The sequence below is a fragment of the Streptomyces sp. NPDC005496 genome, from assembly GCF_042872045.1.
Classification (GTDB): Bacteria; Actinomycetota; Actinomycetes; order Streptomycetales; family Streptomycetaceae; genus Streptomyces.
Window position 1 is genome coordinate 396,953 of record NZ_JBIAJQ010000003.1, and the last position, 17,853, is coordinate 414,805.

A 17,853-nucleotide genomic window follows, 5' to 3' on the forward strand; every position below is an offset into this window, starting at 1 on the left:
CGCCTACGCGCCGGGCGCTCCTCACCCGCACGGCCCGTGCCCCGAGCGTGCCGTCCGGCGCGACCTCAGGATGGGATCATGCCGACCCCTCCCCGACTGCGCGCCGCCGCCATGACCGCCGCCGTACTTCTGTCGTCCCTGATGACGGGCTGCAGCGACGACGACTCCAAGGACGAGGACCTGACGGCTCAGAAGCTGAGCTGGAAGGAGTGCCCGGCACCCTCCGAGTCCGAGGGCGGCGGCAACGCCCCCTCCCCGTTGCCGGGCGGCACGGAGTGGCAGTGCGCCACCATGAAGGCGCCGCTCGACTGGGACGAGCCCAAGGGCGACACGATCGGCATCGCGCTGATCCGCGCGCGGACCAGCGGGGCCGAGAGCGAGCGCATCGGCTCACTGATCTTCAACTTCGGCGGTCCCGGCGGCTCCGGCGTCGCCACGCTGCCCGCCTTCGGGGAGGACTACGCGAAGCTGCGCACCCGCTACGACCTGGTGAGCTTCGACCCCCGGGGCGTCGGCCGCAGCGCGGGGGTGAAGTGCGAGGACGACCAGCAGCTCGACGCGTACTTCCAGCAGGACGCCACGCCCGACGACGCGGCCGAGCGGACTGAGCTGCTCGACAACACCAAGCAGTTCAACTCGGCCTGCGAGAAGAACTCGGGCCGGACCCTGCCGCACGTGCGGACCACGGACGCGGCCCGCGACATGGACCTGATGCGTCAGGTGCTGGGCGACGACAAGCTGTACTACTTCGGCGTCTCGTACGGCACCGAACTGGGCGGTGTGTACGCGCACCTGTTCCCCACGAAGGTGGGCCGTGCCGTCTTCGACGCCGTCGTCGATCCGACGCAGACACCGGAGCAGGGCTCCCTCGGCCAGGCCAAGGGCTTCCAGCTCGCGCTCGACAACTTCGCCCAGGACTGCACCAGCAAGGTCGAGGACTGCCCGGTCGGCGACTCCCCGCAGGACGTCAAGGACCGCATCGCGAAGCTGCTGGCGGACCTCGACCGCAAGCCGATCCCCGGTGTCTTCCCCCGGGAGCTGACCCAGACCGCGGCCACCGGCGGCATCGCCCAGGCCCTGTACTCCAAGGACTTCTGGGAGTACCTCACCCAAGGCCTGGAGGAGGCGTACGACGGGGACGGCAAGGTCCTGATGCTGTTGTCCGACTCGATGAACGGACGCAACGAGAACGGCCAGTACAGCAACATCACCGCGGCGAACGTCGCCATCAACTGCGCCGACGACAAGGCGCGGTACACGACGGGTGACGTGGAGACGCGGCTGCCCGAGTTCCGGTCCGCCTCCCCGTTGTTCGGCGACTACCTGGCCTGGGGCATGGTCAGCTGCACCGACTGGCCGGTCGCGGGCGCCGCCGACCACCCCGACGTGAGCGCGCCGGGCTCGGCCCCGATCCTCGTCGTCGGCAACACCGGCGACCCGGCCACCCCGTACGAGGGCGCGAAGAAGATGGCGGACGCGCTGGGCCGGGGGGTCGGCGTCGAGCTGACGTACAAGGGCCAGGGGCACGGCGCCTACGACAGCGGGAACAAGTGCGTTCACCAGGCGGTCGACAGCTATCTGCTGGCCGGGACCGTGCCCTCGGCCGGAACCGTCTGCTCCTAGGAAACCGCAGGTCAAAAGGTTATCCACAGGCCGCGACGGCGGTCGGACGCCGACGCCTAGTATGGCTTGCGTGTGATCCGCGACTCCGGCGGAGCACTGGCGAGGGGGGAAGCACATGACACGTTTCGCACGGTGGACGGCGGTGGCCGCAGCCGCACTGCTGCTGGCCGGCTGCAGTGACGGCTCGTCCGGCGAGGCCAAGGGCGGGGCCGGGGACAAGGACCGCCCCGACTCGTCGGCCACCGCGTCCTCCTCGGGTGCGTCGCCGGGGCTGCCGTCCGCCCTGACCTCGCAGAAGCTGGACTGGGGCCGCTGCAAGGCCACGTCGGACTCCCCCGCCCCGGGGAACGCGTGGCGGTGCGCGACGCTCAAGGCGCCCCTGGACTACGCGAAGCCGGACGGCGACACCATCGACCTCGCGCTGATCCGCTCCCAGGCGACCGGCGGCCGGAGCAAGCACATCGGCTCCCTCGTCTTCAACTTCGGCGGCCCCGGCGCCTCGGGCGTCGCCACGATGCCGGCGTACGCGAACGCGGTCTCCAAGCTCCACCAGCGCTACGACCTCGTCAGCTGGGACCCGCGCGGGGTTGCCGCCAGCGAGGGCGTGCGCTGCCGCGGCGACAAGGAGATCCAGGCCGCCGAGTCGGTGGACGCCACCCCGGACGACGCAACTGAGGAGAAGACCTACCTCAAGGACGCGACGGACTTCGGCGAGGGCTGCCGCAAGAGCGCCGGGAAGCTCATGTCGCACGTCTCGACGACCGACACCGCCCGCGACCTCGACCTGATGCGCCAGGTCCTCGGCGACCGCAAGACGCACTACTTCGGCATCTCCTACGGCACCGAACTCGGCGGTGTGTACGCCCACCTGTTCCCGAAGAACGTGGGACGCGTCGTCCTGGACGCCGTCGTCGACCCGAGCGCCGACACGATGGGCCACGCCAAGAACCAGACCCGGGGCTTCCAGCGCGCCCTGAACGCCTATCTGAAGTCCACCGGCCAGAACCCGGAGCAGGGCTCTCAGAAGATCGTGGACCTGCTGAAGCGGCTCGACGCGAAGCCGCTCCCCGCGTCTCCCGGCCGCAAGCTCACACAGACGCTGGCGGTGACCGGCATCGTCCTGCCGCTCTACAGCGAGCAGGCCTGGCCCACCCTGACCAGCGCGCTCAAAGCCGCCGAGAGCGGGGACGGTTCACAGCTGCTGGCGCTCGCCGACGGCTACAACGAACGTGACGCCTCGGGGCACTACGGCACGACGACCCACGCCCAACGGGTCATATCGTGCCTGGACGACAAGCAGCGGCTGACGCCCGAGGAGTCGAAGAAGCTGCTGCCGGAGTTCGAGAAGATCTCCCCCGTCTTCGGCGCCTTCATGGGCTGGGACACGGCGGGCTGGTGCCACGACTGGCCGGTCGCCGGTCAGTTCGACACCCCGGAGGTCAGCGCGGCCGGATCGGCGCCCGTCCTGCTCGTGGGCAACACCGGGGACCCGGCGACGCCCTACGAGGGCGCCCGAGCGATGGCCGACGAGCTGGGGAAGGACGTGGGCGTGCTCCTCACCTGGAAGGGCGAGGGTCATGGGGCGTACGGGAGCGGCAGCGACTGCGTCGACTCGACGGTGAACGGCTATCTGCTGGACGGCACGGTGCCGAAGGACGGCAAGGTCTGCTCGTAGGACGGCCCGCGGGCGGCCGGGGCACGACGTCCCGGCCACCCGGGACCGTTCCGGCGGCAGGGGCACGGGCCTGGGTATTGGGGAGGTGCCCGGCACGAGCCACGGTACCGGAGAGGTGCGTGGCACCGGTCTCTGCACCGGAGTGGAGCCCGGCACCGGCCTTGGCACGAGTCCCGGTACGGGAAAGGGGCCCTGCACACGAGGTGCCGGGCCCCTCCCGGAAGGCCGTACGTCCGGCGAACCGGTTCGGACGCCTAGTAGACCGGCTTGTCCGGCTCGATCTGGTTGACCCAGCCGATCACGCCGCCGCCGACGTGCACGGCGTCGGAGAAGCCCGCGGACTTCAGCACGGCGAGGACTTCCGCACTGCGGACACCCGTCTTGCAGTGCAGGACGATCTTCTTGTCCTGCGGGAGGCTCTCCAGAGCGGTGCCCATGAGGAACTCGTTCTTCGGGATCAGCCGGGCGCCGGGGATCGAGACGATCTCGTACTCGTTGATCTCGCGGACGTCGATGATGTCGATGTTCTCGCCGTCGTCGATCCACTCCTTGAGCTGCTTCGGAGTGATCGTCGAGCCGGCCGCCGCCTCCTGGGCCTCCTCGGACACGACGCCGCAGAAGGCCTCGTAGTCGATGAGCTCGGTGACGGTGGGGTTCTCACCACAGACCGCGCAGTTCGGGTCCTTGCGGACCTTGACCTGGCGGTACTGCATCTCCAGGGCGTCGTAGATCATCAGGCGGCCGACGAGCGGCTCGCCGATGCCCGCGAGGAGCTTGATGGCCTCGTTGACCTGGATGGACCCGATGGACGCGCACAGCACGCCCAGGACGCCGCCCTCGGCGCAGGAGGGGACCATGCCCGGCGGCGGGGGCTCCGGGTAGAGGCAGCGGTAGCAGGGACCGTGCTCGGACCAGAAGACCGAGGCCTGGCCGTCGAACCGGTAGATCGAGCCCCACACGTACGGCTTGTTCAGCAGCACGCAGGCGTCGTTGACCAGGTACCGGGTGGCGAAGTTGTCCGTGCCGTCCACGATCAGGTCGTACTGGCTGAAGATCTCCATCACGTTGTCGGCTTCGAGCCGCTCCTCGTGAAGGACGACGTTCACGTACGGGTTGATGCCGAGCACCGAGTCGCGCGCCGACTCGGCCTTGGAGCGGCCGATGTCCGCCTGGCTGTGGATGATCTGGCGCTGCAGGTTCGACTCGTCGACCTCGTCGAACTCCACGATGCCGAGCGTGCCCACGCCCGCGGCGGCCAGGTACATCAGTGCCGGCGATCCGAGGCCGCCGGCGCCCACACAGAGCACCTTCGCGTTCTTCAGCCGCTTCTGCCCGTCCATCCCGACGTCCGGGATGATCAGGTGGCGGGAGTACCTGCGGACCTCGTCTACGGTGAGCTCGGCAGCCGGCTCGACCAGGGGTGGCAGCGACACGGTTACTCCGTTAATCGGTCAATCAATGGGTGTCCCCCCGTTCGGGCGCAGCCGGGACCGGGGGAGGTCGTTCTCCCCGTAACACTGCCACGCCCTTCTTCATTCCGAGACACCCGTTCCGACTCGCGAGACGATCTCGTCCCAGTAGCCGGGCATGCTCGCGTAGGGGTCGGCGCGGCCGCCGTGGTCGAGGCGGTCGGTGAAGTAGATCGTCGACGCGCCCTGCCAGCGGGCGATGCGCAGGGCCTCCTCCAGGTGACCGCGGGGCACGCCGTGCACGAAGTGGCAGAAGCGCTCGGGCGGATAGTCGGCCGTCCACTCGGCCACCTGCGACCAGCGGTAGTCGGTCCAGGGGCCGGAGAAGGTCACCAACTGGTCGGCGTTCTCGGCGTATCCGGGGTAGGGGTGCGTGCCGTGGCCGAAGACGATGTGAGCTTTGTCGCGCAGCGCACGCAGTGTGGTCACGGTGCGGCGGATCTCGGGAAGCGCGGTGCGCTCGGTGGGACAGCGGTCCAGGTAGAAGCCGTCGGCCTTGTACCAGTCGAGGTAGCGGTGCGCGTCGGAGACGAGTTCCCCGAAGGTGCGGGCGCCGTAAGCGGCGTCCAGATGCCCCAGGACGCGGACTCCGGCGTTGCGCAGCCGTCCCGTCGCCTCCAGGCAGCGCGGGTCGGGGCGGGTGCCGGGCCCGTCGGCGACGTTCAGGACGACCCAGTGCAAGGGGGTGCCGGGGCGGGCGAGCTCACCCCATTCGAGCGGGGCGACGAGGGGGTGCGCGTAGCCGGGGATGCCGAAGCCGACGCCCAGACCGGTGCGTGCGGTGCCCGCCGCGGAGCGGGTCAGATACGGCATGCCGCCTCCATCCAGATGTCGGCGAGGGATTCCTCGAGGTTGATGCGGGGACGCCAGCCGAGCCGGTCGCGCGCGGTGCGGACGTCGGCCTGCTGCCAGCTGCCGCAGCCGTCCGGGTACGGGAAGGCGGCGGCCGGCACGTGGTCGGGTTCGTTGCGGGGATGCACGATGGACGGCCGCAGTGGGCCGGGCGGTCCGTCGAGCTCGTGCAGCGCCCCGCCGTATCCGGCCACCCGTGCGAGGACGGCGGCGGCGTCGCGGAGGCGGACGGCGCGTCCCGAGCCGATGTTGATGACGCCCTGGGCGGCGGAGAGGGAGGCGGCGTGGACGGCGCGGGCGACGTCGCGGACGTCGATGAAGTCGCGCTGGACGCCGAGTCCGCCGAGCTTGAGTTCGCCGTCGCCGGACTGCATGGCGCGGCGCATGGCCTCGGCGAGGCGGCCGAGGGGGGACCCGGCGGGGGTGCCGGGTCCCGCGGGCGAGAAGACGCGGAGGACGACGGCGTCCAGACCGGAGCCGAGGACCAGTTCGGTGGCGGCGAGTTTGCTGACGCCGTACGGACCGCCGGGGCGCGGTACGGCGTCCTCGGCCGTGGAGGAGCCGGGCTGGCTCGGCCCGTACTCGGCGCCGCAACCGAGCTGTACGAGCCGTGCCCCACAGCCGCTACGGCGCAGGGCCTCGCACACGGTGGCGACGGCGACGGTGTTGTGCCGGGTGAGTTCGCGGGCGCCGCCGCGGGTGGCGCCGGCGCAGTTGACGACGACTCCGGGGTGCACCGCGTCCAGGAAGCGGGTGAGGGCGCCGGGGCTGCCCGAGGCGAGGTCGAACCGTACGTCGGCGTCGTCGCCGCGGCCGAGCGCGGTGAGCTGGACGGCCGGGTCGGCGAGCAGCCGGTCGGCGACGAAGCGGCCGAGATATCCGTTGGCTCCGATCAGCAGGACCCTCATCGGGCGGCTCCCGGGGCGGACTCTCCGGTTCGGGAGGTGATCATCTGGCGTTCTCCTTCAGGGGTGGTGCCGTGGATCGGGAGTAAGGCCCGCGGTGTCGGCCCCGCGGGAGACAAGGGGGTGCTCGGGCCGGAAGCCGGCCTCACGGTGTCGCTCCGGCCGGTGTCGCGTGGGCCGAGGCGCGGGTCAGGGTGCGGGTGGCGTGGATCAGGAGGACGAGGGCCGCCGTCCCGCACACGGCCGCCGGGACGGCCCCGGGTCCCCCCGCGGCGACGACGGCCTCGACCGGTACCGAAAGGAGGGAGCAGCCGGGGAGGCGGCCGGCGAAGACGGACGACAGGGCGGTCGCCTCGGCCGCGCCCGCCGCGGCGAGCACGACGGCCGGGGCGTGGGTGAAGCCGTGCGCGGTCAGGAGCCGGGCGAGGAGGAGCAGTGCTCCGAGGGCGCCGGCTCCGGCGTACGCGGCGGGCTCGCCGAGCAGAGCCCCGCACACGGCGAGCAGGACGCCGACGGAGCAGAGGAAGAGCCCGAATGTGCCCAGGAGCAGAGGCTTCACGGAGTCGGCGAACTCCTCCAGGCCGCGGCTCGCGGTGAGCCGGCGCCGGGCGCGTACGGCGAACAGGTGGGCGCACCAGGCCGCCGGGGCGCAGGACAGGGTGAGGGCCAGGACGGGTGCGACGGCCAGGGGCCAGGGCCCGTCGGGGCCGCCCTCGATGCCGGCGTCGAGCAGTCCGTCGCCGACCAGTGCGTACGTGAGGAGCCAGCAGATCCAAGCGCGGGAGGAGTTGCGGTCAGGGGCCCTGAGGGGTCCCCGGCGCAGGGCCGCCCGCAGGCCGATCGCGACGGCCAGGACACCGGCGGCGGCCACGGCGAGGCGCGGCTGCCCCTCGGTGAGGCGCAGTCCTGCGACGGTCGCCGCGCAGAGTGCGCCCGGGAGCAGGGCGAGTACGGCCCAGCGGGCGGGGGCGCCGGGAGCGTCGGCCGTCTCGGGCCGTGCGGTCGGCTCCCCGTCGCGGGGCACGCGGGCGTACATCTCCTCCGCCAGCGAGAACACGTCCCGGTGCCGGAAGCGGGCGGCGGTCCGGTCGGTCACGCCGTGCGCCTCCAGGCCGGCGGCGATCTCCAGCGGGTCGACGGCGCGTTCGCAGAGTTCGCGGTGCCGGTGCATCAGGGCCTTCACGGGGTCGACGGCACCCCGACGGCTCACGGCACGCTGCGCCACACCGAGGCCCCCACGGAGCCCGGCGTCGCCGCTCACTCCGGCGCGGCCTTCGGCTCCGGCACCCGACGCGGCTTCGGCGCCCACTCCGACTCCGGCGTGCCCGTCTAGCCCAGCGCGTCCGCGCACTCCGGCGCCGCCGCCGACTCCGGTCGGGCCTTCGAGCCCGGCGACCGAATCGGCTTCGACGACATGGCCCGCCGTTTCGAGCGGACCAAGCGTCTCCAGAGGTACTGCCTCACCGAACCCACCGGGCTCCCCAGTCACCTCCGCAGCACCAAGCCCGCCGAGCCCGTCGGCAACCTGGCCCCCGCCAGGCCGACCGAACGGCGCCGTCCCTACGACCTCACCGAAGTCACCGGTCGCCTCAGCCACTTCCGCTGCATCGAGCCCACCAAGCTGACCAAGTCCCCCGAGCCCGTCAGTAACCTGGCCCCCACCGAGCCGACCCGGCCCTTCCAGAGCTACCGCCTCACCGAACCCACCGGTCTCCCCAGGCGCCCCCGCGACATCGAGCCCAGCGGGCCCGCCGAGCCCGTCGGCTACCTGGCCCCCACCGAGCAGCCCCAGCCCCTCCGGAGCTACCGCCTCACCGAACCCACCGGCGTCCTCCGCCAAGTCCTGTGCCGTAACCCCACCAAGTCCGCTGAGCCCCTGAGCAACGGCCCCCGCATCGAACCGGCGCAGTTCCTCCGCACTCGAGGCCCCACCGGCTCCGCCCGCTCCCCCGGCGAGCTCCCCCAACTCGCTCGGTCCGCTGAACGCGCCGGAGTTGGTCGTACCGTTCGCCCCGGTCACCTCGCCCGCTCCGCTCATCGCACGCCCTCCCCGGCAGGGACCACCTGGGGGGCCGGGACGGTCACCGTGGCGCGTACCGGTGCGCCCGCCGCCCAGCGCGGCCGGCCCGCGGCCATCAGGCGGGACTCGGTCCAGCGGCCGGGCACGTGGGCCTCGGCGGGGACACCGAAGGGCAGCGGTTCGCCGGCCTCGTCGACGACGACCCGGCGTACCGGGGAGTGCGAGACGATCTCCAGGTAAATGCCGTGAAATGCCGTGATGTTCTGCTCGACGGTGAAGAGTTCGAGGGCGCGGGCGCGGGCGGCGGCGCCGAGCCGCTCACGGCGCTCGGGGTCGCGCAGCAGCGCCACACACGCCTCGGCGAGCGCCCGCGGATTGCGCGGGGGCACCACCAGCCCCGTACCGCCGATGACCTCGACGACCGCGCCGACGTCCGTGGAGACCGTGGCGCGTCCGCAGAACATGGCCTCGACCAGGCTGATCGGGAAGCCTTCGACGACGCTCGACAGGACGACGACGGCTCCCGCCGCGTACGCCTCCGCGAGGGTCGGGACCTCGGGGCCGCCGATCTCCTCGAAGGACACGGGGTTGTCGCCGACCGCGTGCACGCCCTCCGCCTCGTCGGGGAAGAGCTGCGCGGCCAGGGCCTTGCAGTGGCCGAGGTAGGCGGTGCCCTCCGCACCCGCGGCGGCGCCGACGATCCGCAGCCGCGTCTTCGGTTCCTCCCTGCGGATCTCGGCGAAGGCGTGGAGGAGGGAGATGAGGTCCTTGGCCGGTTCGATGCGGCCGACCCAGACCAGCGTGTCGGGGTCCGCGCCGGCGGCGCCCTCCGGGTTCTCCCCGACCTCGGCGAAACGGGAGGCGTCCATGCCCGGGTAGACCGTGCGCAGCTTGGCGCGGTCGGCGCCGCAGCGCTCCTGCCAGCGGCGGGCGTGCGTGTTGCCGGGCGTGATGAAGGAGGCCCGGCGGTAGACCTCGGAGGCGAGCCTGCCGTGGAAGGCGGCGAGCAGCGACCGCACCGCCGGGGGTGCCTGGGTCGACGCGAGGTAGTGGGCCCGCAGTTGTACCCCGTACTCGGTGACGAGGAGCGGGACGCCGGAGAAGTGGTGTGCCAGCAGCCCGGGCAGCGCGGCGGAGCCGCCGGCGGCGGCGTGGCACAGGTCGACCGAGCCGAGCCCGTCGTCCTCGTACCAGTCGAGGGAGAGGGGGCGCAGCGCCCGTTCGATGTGGGCGGCGACGGCGAGCAGGTCGGGCACCCGGGCGGTGCGGGCGGGCCGGAGTGCGCCGGGCGCACGACAGGCACGCTCCAGGGCGCGTACGGCGACCTCGGACCGCAGGGCTCCGACCAGGCCGCCCTCGTCCCGGGCGAGTTCGGCGAGGGCGTACAGCGCGTTGCCGAAACGGTCCGCCTCGACGCCGTCGGCGGTTTCGGGGCCCTCGGGGGACCCTGCCGCGCCGGTGCCGGAGGGTCCGGCGCAGACCACCGCTGCCAACTCGGCGTACGCGTCGGCGAAGCGCCTGCGTGCCCGTCGGCCGTGGACCACGCCGTCGTCCTCGGCCGTCCACAGGGGCGCGGTCCGCACCCGGCTGACCTGGGGCGGGAGTTCGATCCAGCCCTCGTCCTCCTGCCGCTCGCTGCGGCTGAGCGCGTAGATGTCGAACTCGTGCTGCCCGAGCCCGCGTACGAGCCGGTCGCACCAGAGCCTGGCATCACCGCTCACATACGGATAGCCACCCTCCGTAAGCAGTCCGATGCGCACGAGTGCACCCCCGATCTCCCGTATGGGGAGCCGCCGTTGGCCCGGCGGCTCGCAGCGGGACGAACGTATGCGGACAAGGCGGTGGCGCGACGGACGGTTGTCCATCGCGCCACCAAAAGGGGTGAACGGTCGTAACTTTCCCGCGCGGTCGGCGTTCCGTCGCGCTAAGGGATCATGCGGTCACATTCCGTCAGACCGCGGTCAGTTCCCGCCGGGCGGCCCGGCGCCGCGCCGCGACCTGCGGATCGAGCGCCGGTACGGCGGCGAGCAGCTGCCTGGTGTACGGGTCCCGCGGGGATTCGTACACCTCGTCGACCGGGCCCTGTTCGACGATGCGGCCGCGGCTCATCACCGCGACCCGGTCGCTGACCCGGCGCACCACCGCGAGGTCGTGCGCCACGAACACCAGCGCCAGCCCGAGTTCGCGCCGGAGTTCGCCGAGGAGGGCGACGACCTGGGCCTGCGTGGTGACGTCGAGCGCGGAGACCGGCTCGTCGCACACGATGACCCGCGGCTCGGCGGCGAGGGCCCGTGCGATGCCGACCCGCTGGCGCTGTCCGCCGCTGAACTCGTGCGGGTAGCGGTCGTAGTGCGCCGGTTCGAGCCCGACGCGCTCCAGCAGACCTCGCACACGCCCCCTGATCAGGTCCTCGTCCCGCTCGCCCCTGGCCCGCAGCGGATCGGCGATCGACTCGCCGACGCTGCGCCGGGGGTTGAGGGAGGAGACGGGGTCCTGGAACACCATCTGCACGGCCGGACCGACGCCGGAGCGGGCACGCCCCTGGTACCGGACGGAGCCGGCCGTCGGCTCCAGGAGGCCGACGAGCATGCGGCCCAGCGTGGTCTTGCCGCTGCCGCTCTCACCGACGATGCCCAGGGTCTCGCCCCGGTGCACGGTCAGCGTGACGTCGTCGACCGCCGTGAACCGGTGCTTGCCGCGCCCGAACTCGCGCCGCAGGCCCACCGCTTCGAGGACGACCTCACCGACGGCACCCGGCCCACCACCGGAACCGGACGCGGACTCGGACGCGGACTCGGCCTCGGACGCGGACTCGGCCTCGGACGACGTGCCCGCCCCACCGGACGAGGACTCGACCGACTCACCTGGCCCTCCGGACGAGGAACCAGCCGACCTGCCCGCCCCTCCGCCCGAAGGCCCGGCCGATGCCGATGTGCCCAGCGCTCCGGCCGAAGGCTCAACCGACGGCGCCGGAACACGCACCCGAGACCCGGCCCCCCGGGACTCGTGCGCACCGGGACCGCCCACTCGCGGCTCGTCCACCCGTGGGACCGCACTCAGCAGTTCCCGGGTGTACGCCTCCCGCGGGGCCCCCAGCACCGCGCCGACCGTTCCGTGTTCGACCGCGCGCCCGTGGCGCATGACAAGGACGTCGTCCACGCTCTCGGCGGCGACGCCGACGTCGTGCGTGACGAGCAGCAGCCCCATCCCCGTCTCCTCCCGCAACGTGTGCAGCAGGTCGAGGATCTGGGCCTGGACGGTGACGTCGAGGGCGGTCGTCGGCTCGTCGGCGATCAGCAGGTCCGGCTCGCACGCCAGGGCCATCGCGATCAGCGCGCGCTGCCGCATGCCCCCGCTGAACTCGTGCGGGCGCGAGCGGGCCCTGTGTGCGGCGCCCGGAATCCCGACCCGGTCGAGCACGGACACGGCACGCGCGCGGGCGGCCCGCCGGGACGCCCGGGTGTGCACCCGGTACACCTCGGCGATCTGGTCGCCGACGGCGTAGTACGGGTCGAGGGACGAGAGCGGGTCCTGGAAGACCATCGCGGCCTTCGCGCCCCGCAGTCGCCGGAGTTCCTCGTCGGATGCCGCCCCCACGTCCACTCCGGCCACGCGCAGCACCCCGCCGACGCGCGCGCCCGTGCCGCGGTGCAGCCCCAACAGGGCCGACGCCACAGTGGACTTACCGGAGCCGGACTCGCCGACCAGGCCCAGCGCGGCCCCCTTCTCCAGCCGGAAGGACACCCCGTCGACGGCACGCAGCTCCCCGAACGCGACTGTCAGATCACTGACTTCGACGAGGCTGTCGCCCGTTCTCCCGTCACGCGGGTCGGCCCCGGCGGCGGAAAGGGCACTCCGCTCACCGCCGCCGGAACGCTCACCGCCGACAGAGGCATGGACGTCACGGCCGGAACCCGTACCATCGGGCCCCGCCTTGTGGTCCTCCCCGACCGGGCCCCGGTCGGTCTTCCCAGAGCTCATGAGAGCACCACCCGTCGGTCCGCCACCGCGAACAGCACGTCCGCGACAGCATTGGCCACAACCACGAAGAAGCCGGTCACCAGGACCATGCCGACGACCACCGGCAGGTCGACGACCTTCACCGCGTGCACGAGTTCGCGCCCGAGGCCGGGCAGACCGAACATCGTCTCGGTGAGCACGGCGCCGCCGATCGCCGACCCGAAGTCGTTGGCGCTCAGGGCGATGACCGGCGCGACGGCCCCGCGCAGGGCGTGCCGTCCGATGACCGACCGTTCGCCGACGCCGTACGCGCGAAAGGTCCGCACGTGGTCCTCGGCGAGCGTCTCCAGCATGGCGGCGCGGGTCAGCCGGGCGTACTTGGCGGCCTCGATCACCGCGAAGGCCAGCCACGGCAGCAGCAGGTTCCAGGCCCACTGCTCGGGGTCCTCGGTGAAGGGCACGTACTGCGGGAAGGGCAGCAGCTGGAGCTGCCCGCACACGACGATCATCAGGACCAGGCCGATGACGAAGACGGGCGTGGCCGTGCCGGCGAGTGTGATGCCGGTCAGCAGCCGTTCGCTGATCCGTCCGCGCCGCCACGCGGAGAGCACTCCGGTGCCGACGCCGAGGATCAGCCAGAGCACCATGGCGCCCAGCACGAGGGAGAAGGTGACCGGCAGCTTCGCCCAGATGAGCTGCGTGACCTGCTGGTCGCTCTGGTACGAGAGACCGAGGCAGGGCGCGCCGCAGTGCTGCACGGAGGTGCCCGTGGAGTAGTCCTGGCCGGCGAAGATGCCCTGGAGGAAGTGCCAGTAGCGCAGGTAGAGCGGGTCGCCGAGCTTCAACTGCTCGGCCACCTGGTGCACTTGGGCGGGCGAGCAGCGCGGGCCGCAGGTGATCTGCGCGACGTCGCCGGGGGCGACGTAGAACACCGCGTAGATGATGACGGTGATGGCGAGCAGGGTGACGACTGCTCCGACCACCCGGCGCAGGGCGAACCCGGCGAAGCCGGCCGTGAAGGGGACCGCGCTCATGCCTTCGCCTCCCGCCTGCGTCCCGTGCCGACGCGCAGCCGGGAGGCGGCGCGCGGGTCGAGCGCCGTCCGCACACCGTCGCCGAGGACGGTCAGGGCGAGCACCGTGACGAACAACGACCCGGCGGGGAGCAGCAGATACTGCGGTGCCGCCTGGTACCAGACGTCGGCCGCGGTGAGCATCTGCCCCCATGAGGGCGTCGGCGGTTTCACGCCGACGCCGAGGAAGCTGAGCGCCGCCTCGACGGTGATGTTCATCGGGACGAGCAGGGCGGCGTACGTGATGACGGGCGCGGCGAGCGCGGGCAGCAGCTCGCGGCGGGCGACCCGCCAGGAGCCCCAGCCGCTGAGCCGGGCCGCCGCCACGTAGTCCAGCTGCTTGAGGGTCAGGGTGTGCGCGCGCACGATCTTCGCGATCGATCCCCAGGCCACGAGCCCGATGATCAGCGCGACGAGGACGGGCCGCGGGAAGCCGCCGGGCACGATCGCGAGCAGCGCGAGGGCCACGATCATGAGCGGCATCGCGATGATGACGTCGGTGGCGCGGCTGAGCAGCTGGTCGACCCAGCGGCCGCCGAGGGCGGCGGCGACGCCGACCACGACGCCGATGAGGACCTGTACCAGCGTCGCCGCGAGCGCGACGCCGAGGGAGACGCGGGCGCCGTAGACGAGCCGGGCGAAGAGGTCGCGGCCGGTCTGCGGTTCGACGCCGAGCCAGTGGTCGCCGCTGACTCCGCCGAAGGAGCCGAGGGGGACGCCGCCGCGCGCCGAGTCGATCAGCGAGGGGTGGTAGGACGTCGGGTCCTGCCCCTCGATCGCCGTGAGGAGCGGTGCGACGAGCGCGACCAGGACGAGCAGCGCCACGACGGCCGCCGCCACGAGGGCGGCGCGCTGGGCACGCAGCCGCCCCCAGAACTGTCGGGGCCCCGAGACCGCCGGGACGGACGGATCCGTCCCGGCTGCCTCCGAGACCACAAGGGCCTCACTCATCTGACTACTTCACCGCGACCTGGGAGATGTCCAGCACGCCGGTCCAGTCGCTGATCACGATGTTCTTGACGTCCTTGCCGTACAGGCGCTTGTAGACGGGGTGGAACAGCGGCACGGTCAGCGCCTGCTCGCCGATCTTCTTGTCCAGCGCGCCCCAGCGCTTCGCCGCCGCGTCGAGGTCGGTCAGCTTGTTGATGGCGTCGATCTCGTCGTTGACGGACTTGTCGTTCAGGAAGCCGGTGTTGAAGTTGGCGCCGTCCTTGACGATCTGGCGGCCGTCGAAGATCGGGGCGAGGAAGGGGCCGCCGGAGGGCCAGTCGGCTCCCCAGTGGGCGAGGAAGAAGCCGGGCTCGGTCTTGGCGCTGTGGATCTTGTCGGCGTAGTCGTTGTCCTCCAGGCCCTGGAGCTTGACGGTGATGCCGGCCTTCTTGAGGGCGTCCTGGACGGCGGTCGCGATCTCCGGGCTGGTCTCGAAGTCCTTGGCGTTGGAGTGGGTGAGCGTGACCGTGAGCCCGTTCTTGTGACCGGCCTCCTTCAGCAGCTCCTCGGCCTTGCCCGCGTTGCCCGACTTGCCCGCGGGGAAGTGGTCGTACGGCGTGTAGCCGAAGGACTTCTGGTCGGGCAGGTACGTGGTCGCCGGCTCGGCGAGGGAGGAACCGCCGGCCGCGTTGATCACCGACGAACGGTCGACGGCGTACGAGATCGCCTGGCGCACCTTCGGGTTGTCGAAGGGCTTCACCTTCGGGTTGAAGGCGATGTAGTTCGTGTAGCCGAAGTGCCCGGTGCCGACGCGCGAGGCGAGTTCCTTGTCGCCGCTGACCTTGGCGAGTTCGGCGGGACCGAGGTTGGTGTCCGTGGTGACGGCGGCACCGTCCGCGCCCTGGGACGCCGAGAGCCGCTGGTTGATCACGGAGGAGTCGAGCCCGGACCGTACGTCGATCTTGTCGGGGTAGGCCTTGCGCTCCGCGTCGGTGGCCGCCGACCAGTGGGTGTTGCGCTCCAGGATCAGCCGCTCGCCGTCGTTCTCGTTCTTGACGACCTTGTACGGGCCCGAGGAGACGGGGTGCTCCTCGTACTTGGTGCCGGTGTCCTTGGCCTTGGGGACGGGCGTGAACTGGGTCTGCGTGGCGAGGTAGGGGAACTCGCCCTCGGGCTTGTTGAGCCGGAAGACGAGGGTGCGCTCGTCCGGCGTCTCGATCGAGTCGAGGCCCTTCTTGTCCTTGTACGGCCCCTGGTAGTCGGCGCCGCCGATCAGCCAGTCCCGCAAGTAGGGGGCGCCGCCGGAGAGTTCGGCGGCGAAGGAGCGCTCGATGCCGTACTTGACGTCGGCGGAGGTGATGGCGCTGCCGTCCTCGTACTTGAGGCCCTTCTTCAGGGTGTACGTCCACACGGTCGCGTTCTTGCTGGGGCGGCCGGTGTCGGTGGCGAGGTCGGGGACGACCTCGGCGCCGGCCGCGCCGTCCTCGCGGTTGCGGGTGGTGAGGGTGCGGAAGACGAGCGAGGGGACGTTACCGCCGCCGGAGGTGTAGAGGCGCGCGGGGTCGAAGTCCTCCTGCGGGTTGGCGTTCAGGACCGTCAGCGTGCCTCCCTTCTGCGGCTCGGAGCCGCCTCCGGTGCCCTTGGCATCGTTGTCCTCAGGACCGCAGGCGGCGGCACCCGCTGCCACGACCAGGCTGACGGACACCGCGGCCACGCGGCGCGCTATGAGGGACGGTTGACGCATCGGAAGACGACCTCTCGGGGAATGTCTCGTATGGCGAGACGAAACGACACAGAGTGAGACGAACATGTGCAGAGCTCGCCCCGGGCGTCGAAGTGCGCGTCGAGAGAACGGCCGTGAAGGACAGACGGAACCCGAAGAAGGGGAACGTGACGCACGCGCCGGGGGCGGGCGTCAGCGACAGTGAATGTCGGCCACGCAGAGCGCGGTCACACCGATGAGCGCCAGCTCAAGGGCGGCGCAAGCGGAGGCGTGACGAGGCGACATGCGGAGAAATATGAACGAACTTTCGTCCGATGTCAACGCGGCTTCCGGGGCCGGTGTCAACTCCCGGGATACTGCCAGGGGTTGGCCTTGCAGTGGATTCCGTCGTGGTCGAGGAACTTGGTCTGCTGCTGCATGACGGGCGCGAGGTCGCCGTCCTTGCCGCAGGTCACATGGCCGTAGCCGAGCCGGTGACCGACCTCGTGGTTGATCAGCATCTGGCGATAGGAGTGGATCCGGTCACCGTAGGTCTCGGAGCCCTGGGCCCACCGGTAGGCGTTGATCATGACGCGGTCGGTGGCCGCCGAGTCGCACGACACGTTGTCCTCGGTGGTGTCGAGCCCGGACTTGGCACACCAGTCGGCGGTGGTGCCGGGACTCGCCAGCGTGATCACGAAGTCCGGCTCGCCGGAGGAGATCCGCTCAAAGGTGCGGGCCCCGTCGTGCGCCCAGCTCCGGTCGTCGTTCAGGGTCTTCTGCACGGCCTCGGCGAAGAGCTCCGCGTCCAGCCCGAGGCCCTGCTCCACGTCGACCCGGTAGGTGTACTTGCGTCCCTTGCCCGGCGCCTTGTCGAAGCCGAGGACGGCGTCGAACTTCCCCGACCCCGTGAACTCCGCCCCGAGCGCGTACCTCTCCGCCATCTTCTGCTCGTACGTCAGCGGTGCCACGCTCGGCGTCCCGGTGGGCGTGGGACGGCGGTCGCCGCGCGAGGCGGAGTCCCGGGCGTCCCGGCCACCGGCGCCGGCCGCCTGCGCGCGCACGGTCTTCTCCGCACGCCCTTCGGTGACCTGCCCGGCGACGACGACCGCCAGCACGGTCGTGACCGCGGCGGCCGCGATCCCCGCGAACGTCCGGCCCCTGCCGCCGCCTCTGCCCTTCTCCGGAAGCCCCGTCTCCGGGAACACCGGCCCGCCGCGGCCGGCGCCCGCGTCCGGGAAGGCGGACGCGGCCGGCGGACCGGCGGCGCGCACGCCCCCGGTGCCGGGCGCGAAGACGTCGTCGTCCTCGTCGAAGGCGTCGAGATAGGTCTGTCGTGGGCCGCCCGCGCGGACGTCCTCACGCTGTGGCGGTATCCGCGGCCCCGACCGTCCGCCGGGCGCACCCTGCGGCAGGTCGAGGGAGACGCCCTGAGGCGCCGCGACGGGCAGACCCGGCGCCGTGCCGTACCCGGGCCCGGCGGTCGGCCGCGCCCCGGCCCGCAACTCGCCCCAGCCGCCCCCGATCTCGTGCTGCTCGGGGTGCCCGCCCCGCACCGGGGACGCTCCCCGCGCGGGAGCGCCGTCGGGCAGCCGCGGCACACCACGCGCGGGTGTGCCGTCACCGAAACGAGGTACTCCGTGAG

Annotated in this window: 14 protein-coding genes and 1 pseudogene; 4 read left to right on the forward strand and 11 right to left on the reverse strand. The window is 72.0% G+C overall.

Annotation, left to right across the window (positions count from 1 at the left end):
• Nucleotides 1-78 precede the first annotated feature (78 nt).
• Together ACFYQQ_RS10465 and ACFYQQ_RS10470 are read left to right on the forward strand one after the other, a co-directional pair.
• Nucleotides 79-1,623 (forward strand): alpha/beta hydrolase, encoded by a 1,545-nt coding sequence (locus ACFYQQ_RS10465; RefSeq protein WP_355782295.1) that lies wholly within the window; start codon nucleotides 79-81, stop codon nucleotides 1,621-1,623.
• Nucleotides 1,624-1,738: 115 nt separating this feature from the next.
• Nucleotides 1,739-3,298, forward strand: coding sequence for an alpha/beta hydrolase (locus ACFYQQ_RS10470; RefSeq protein WP_355782293.1), 1,560 nt, complete (start codon nucleotides 1,739-1,741; stop codon nucleotides 3,296-3,298).
• Nucleotides 3,299-3,552: 254 nt separating this feature from the next.
• Here ACFYQQ_RS10470 and moeZ read toward each other — a convergent pair whose 3' ends face one another.
• The 4 genes from moeZ to ACFYQQ_RS10490 all read right to left on the reverse strand — a co-directional run bounded on the left by moeZ (nucleotide 3,553) and on the right by ACFYQQ_RS10490 (nucleotide 7,695).
• On the reverse strand, nucleotides 3,553-4,731 hold the full coding sequence (gene moeZ, locus ACFYQQ_RS10475; RefSeq protein ID WP_355782290.1) for an adenylyltransferase/sulfurtransferase MoeZ: 1,179 nt from the start codon (nucleotides 4,729-4,731) through the stop codon (nucleotides 3,553-3,555).
• A gap of 99 nt (nucleotides 4,732-4,830) precedes the next feature.
• Entirely contained in the window at nucleotides 4,831-5,580 is a 750-nt protein-coding gene (locus ACFYQQ_RS10480) for a spherulation-specific family 4 protein (RefSeq protein WP_355782288.1), read from the reverse strand.
• Nucleotides 5,568-6,527, reverse strand: coding sequence for an NAD-dependent epimerase/dehydratase family protein (locus tag ACFYQQ_RS10485; protein ID WP_355782285.1), 960 nt, complete (start codon nucleotides 6,525-6,527; stop codon nucleotides 5,568-5,570). The genes ACFYQQ_RS10480 and ACFYQQ_RS10485 overlap by 13 nt, the downstream gene beginning before the upstream one ends.
• 142 nt (nucleotides 6,528-6,669) lie before the next feature.
• On the reverse strand, nucleotides 6,670-7,695 hold the full coding sequence (locus ACFYQQ_RS10490) for a hypothetical protein (protein WP_388904396.1): 1,026 nt from the start codon (nucleotides 7,693-7,695) through the stop codon (nucleotides 6,670-6,672).
• On the opposite strand from ACFYQQ_RS10490, the gene ACFYQQ_RS10495 reads away from it, so the two are divergent.
• Both ACFYQQ_RS10495 and ACFYQQ_RS10500 read left to right on the forward strand, forming a co-directional pair.
• Nucleotides 7,690-7,857: a hypothetical protein gene (locus ACFYQQ_RS10495; protein ID WP_355781605.1), complete on the forward strand. Its 168-nt coding sequence runs from the start codon at nucleotides 7,690-7,692 to the stop codon at nucleotides 7,855-7,857. The genes ACFYQQ_RS10490 and ACFYQQ_RS10495 overlap by 6 nt on opposite strands.
• Before the next feature lie 81 nt (nucleotides 7,858-7,938).
• Nucleotides 7,939-8,415: pseudogene (locus ACFYQQ_RS10500) on the forward strand (DUF4573 domain-containing protein); the annotation flags it as partial.
• 143 nt (nucleotides 8,416-8,558) lie between these two features.
• Here ACFYQQ_RS10500 and ACFYQQ_RS10505 read toward each other — a convergent pair.
• The 7 genes from ACFYQQ_RS10505 to ACFYQQ_RS10535 all read right to left on the reverse strand — a co-directional run bounded on the left by ACFYQQ_RS10505 (nucleotide 8,559) and on the right by ACFYQQ_RS10535 (nucleotide 17,764).
• Nucleotides 8,559-10,265, reverse strand: a complete 1,707-nt coding sequence (locus ACFYQQ_RS10505) for a glycosyltransferase (protein WP_388904193.1) — start codon at nucleotides 10,263-10,265, stop codon at nucleotides 8,559-8,561.
• Between the two features lie 229 nt (nucleotides 10,266-10,494).
• A complete protein-coding gene (locus tag ACFYQQ_RS10510) occupies nucleotides 10,495-12,525 on the reverse strand; it encodes an ABC transporter ATP-binding protein (protein WP_355781588.1) in 2,031 nt (676 codons plus the stop codon).
• The gene (locus ACFYQQ_RS10515; protein ID WP_355781590.1) at nucleotides 12,522-13,538 is read right to left on the reverse strand and encodes an ABC transporter permease; all 1,017 of its coding nucleotides are present in this window, start codon (nucleotides 13,536-13,538) and stop codon (nucleotides 12,522-12,524) included. The genes ACFYQQ_RS10510 and ACFYQQ_RS10515 overlap by 4 nt, the downstream gene beginning before the upstream one ends.
• Nucleotides 13,535-14,527: an ABC transporter permease gene (locus tag ACFYQQ_RS10520; protein ID WP_355781593.1), complete on the reverse strand. Its 993-nt coding sequence runs from the start codon at nucleotides 14,525-14,527 to the stop codon at nucleotides 13,535-13,537. The genes ACFYQQ_RS10515 and ACFYQQ_RS10520 overlap by 4 nt, the downstream gene beginning before the upstream one ends.
• A 4-nt stretch (nucleotides 14,528-14,531) precedes the next feature.
• Nucleotides 14,532-16,250 (reverse strand): ABC transporter substrate-binding protein, encoded by a 1,719-nt coding sequence (locus tag ACFYQQ_RS10525; RefSeq protein ID WP_355781596.1) that lies wholly within the window; start codon nucleotides 16,248-16,250, stop codon nucleotides 14,532-14,534.
• 171 nt (nucleotides 16,251-16,421) lie between these two features.
• On the reverse strand, nucleotides 16,422-16,514 hold the full coding sequence (locus ACFYQQ_RS10530) for an Ms4533A family Cys-rich leader peptide (protein WP_355781599.1): 93 nt from the start codon (nucleotides 16,512-16,514) through the stop codon (nucleotides 16,422-16,424).
• A gap of 56 nt (nucleotides 16,515-16,570) precedes the next feature.
• Nucleotides 16,571-17,764, reverse strand: coding sequence for a DUF3152 domain-containing protein (locus ACFYQQ_RS10535; protein ID WP_356168453.1), 1,194 nt, complete (start codon nucleotides 17,762-17,764; stop codon nucleotides 16,571-16,573).
• Nucleotides 17,765-17,853: the final 89 nt, after the last annotated feature.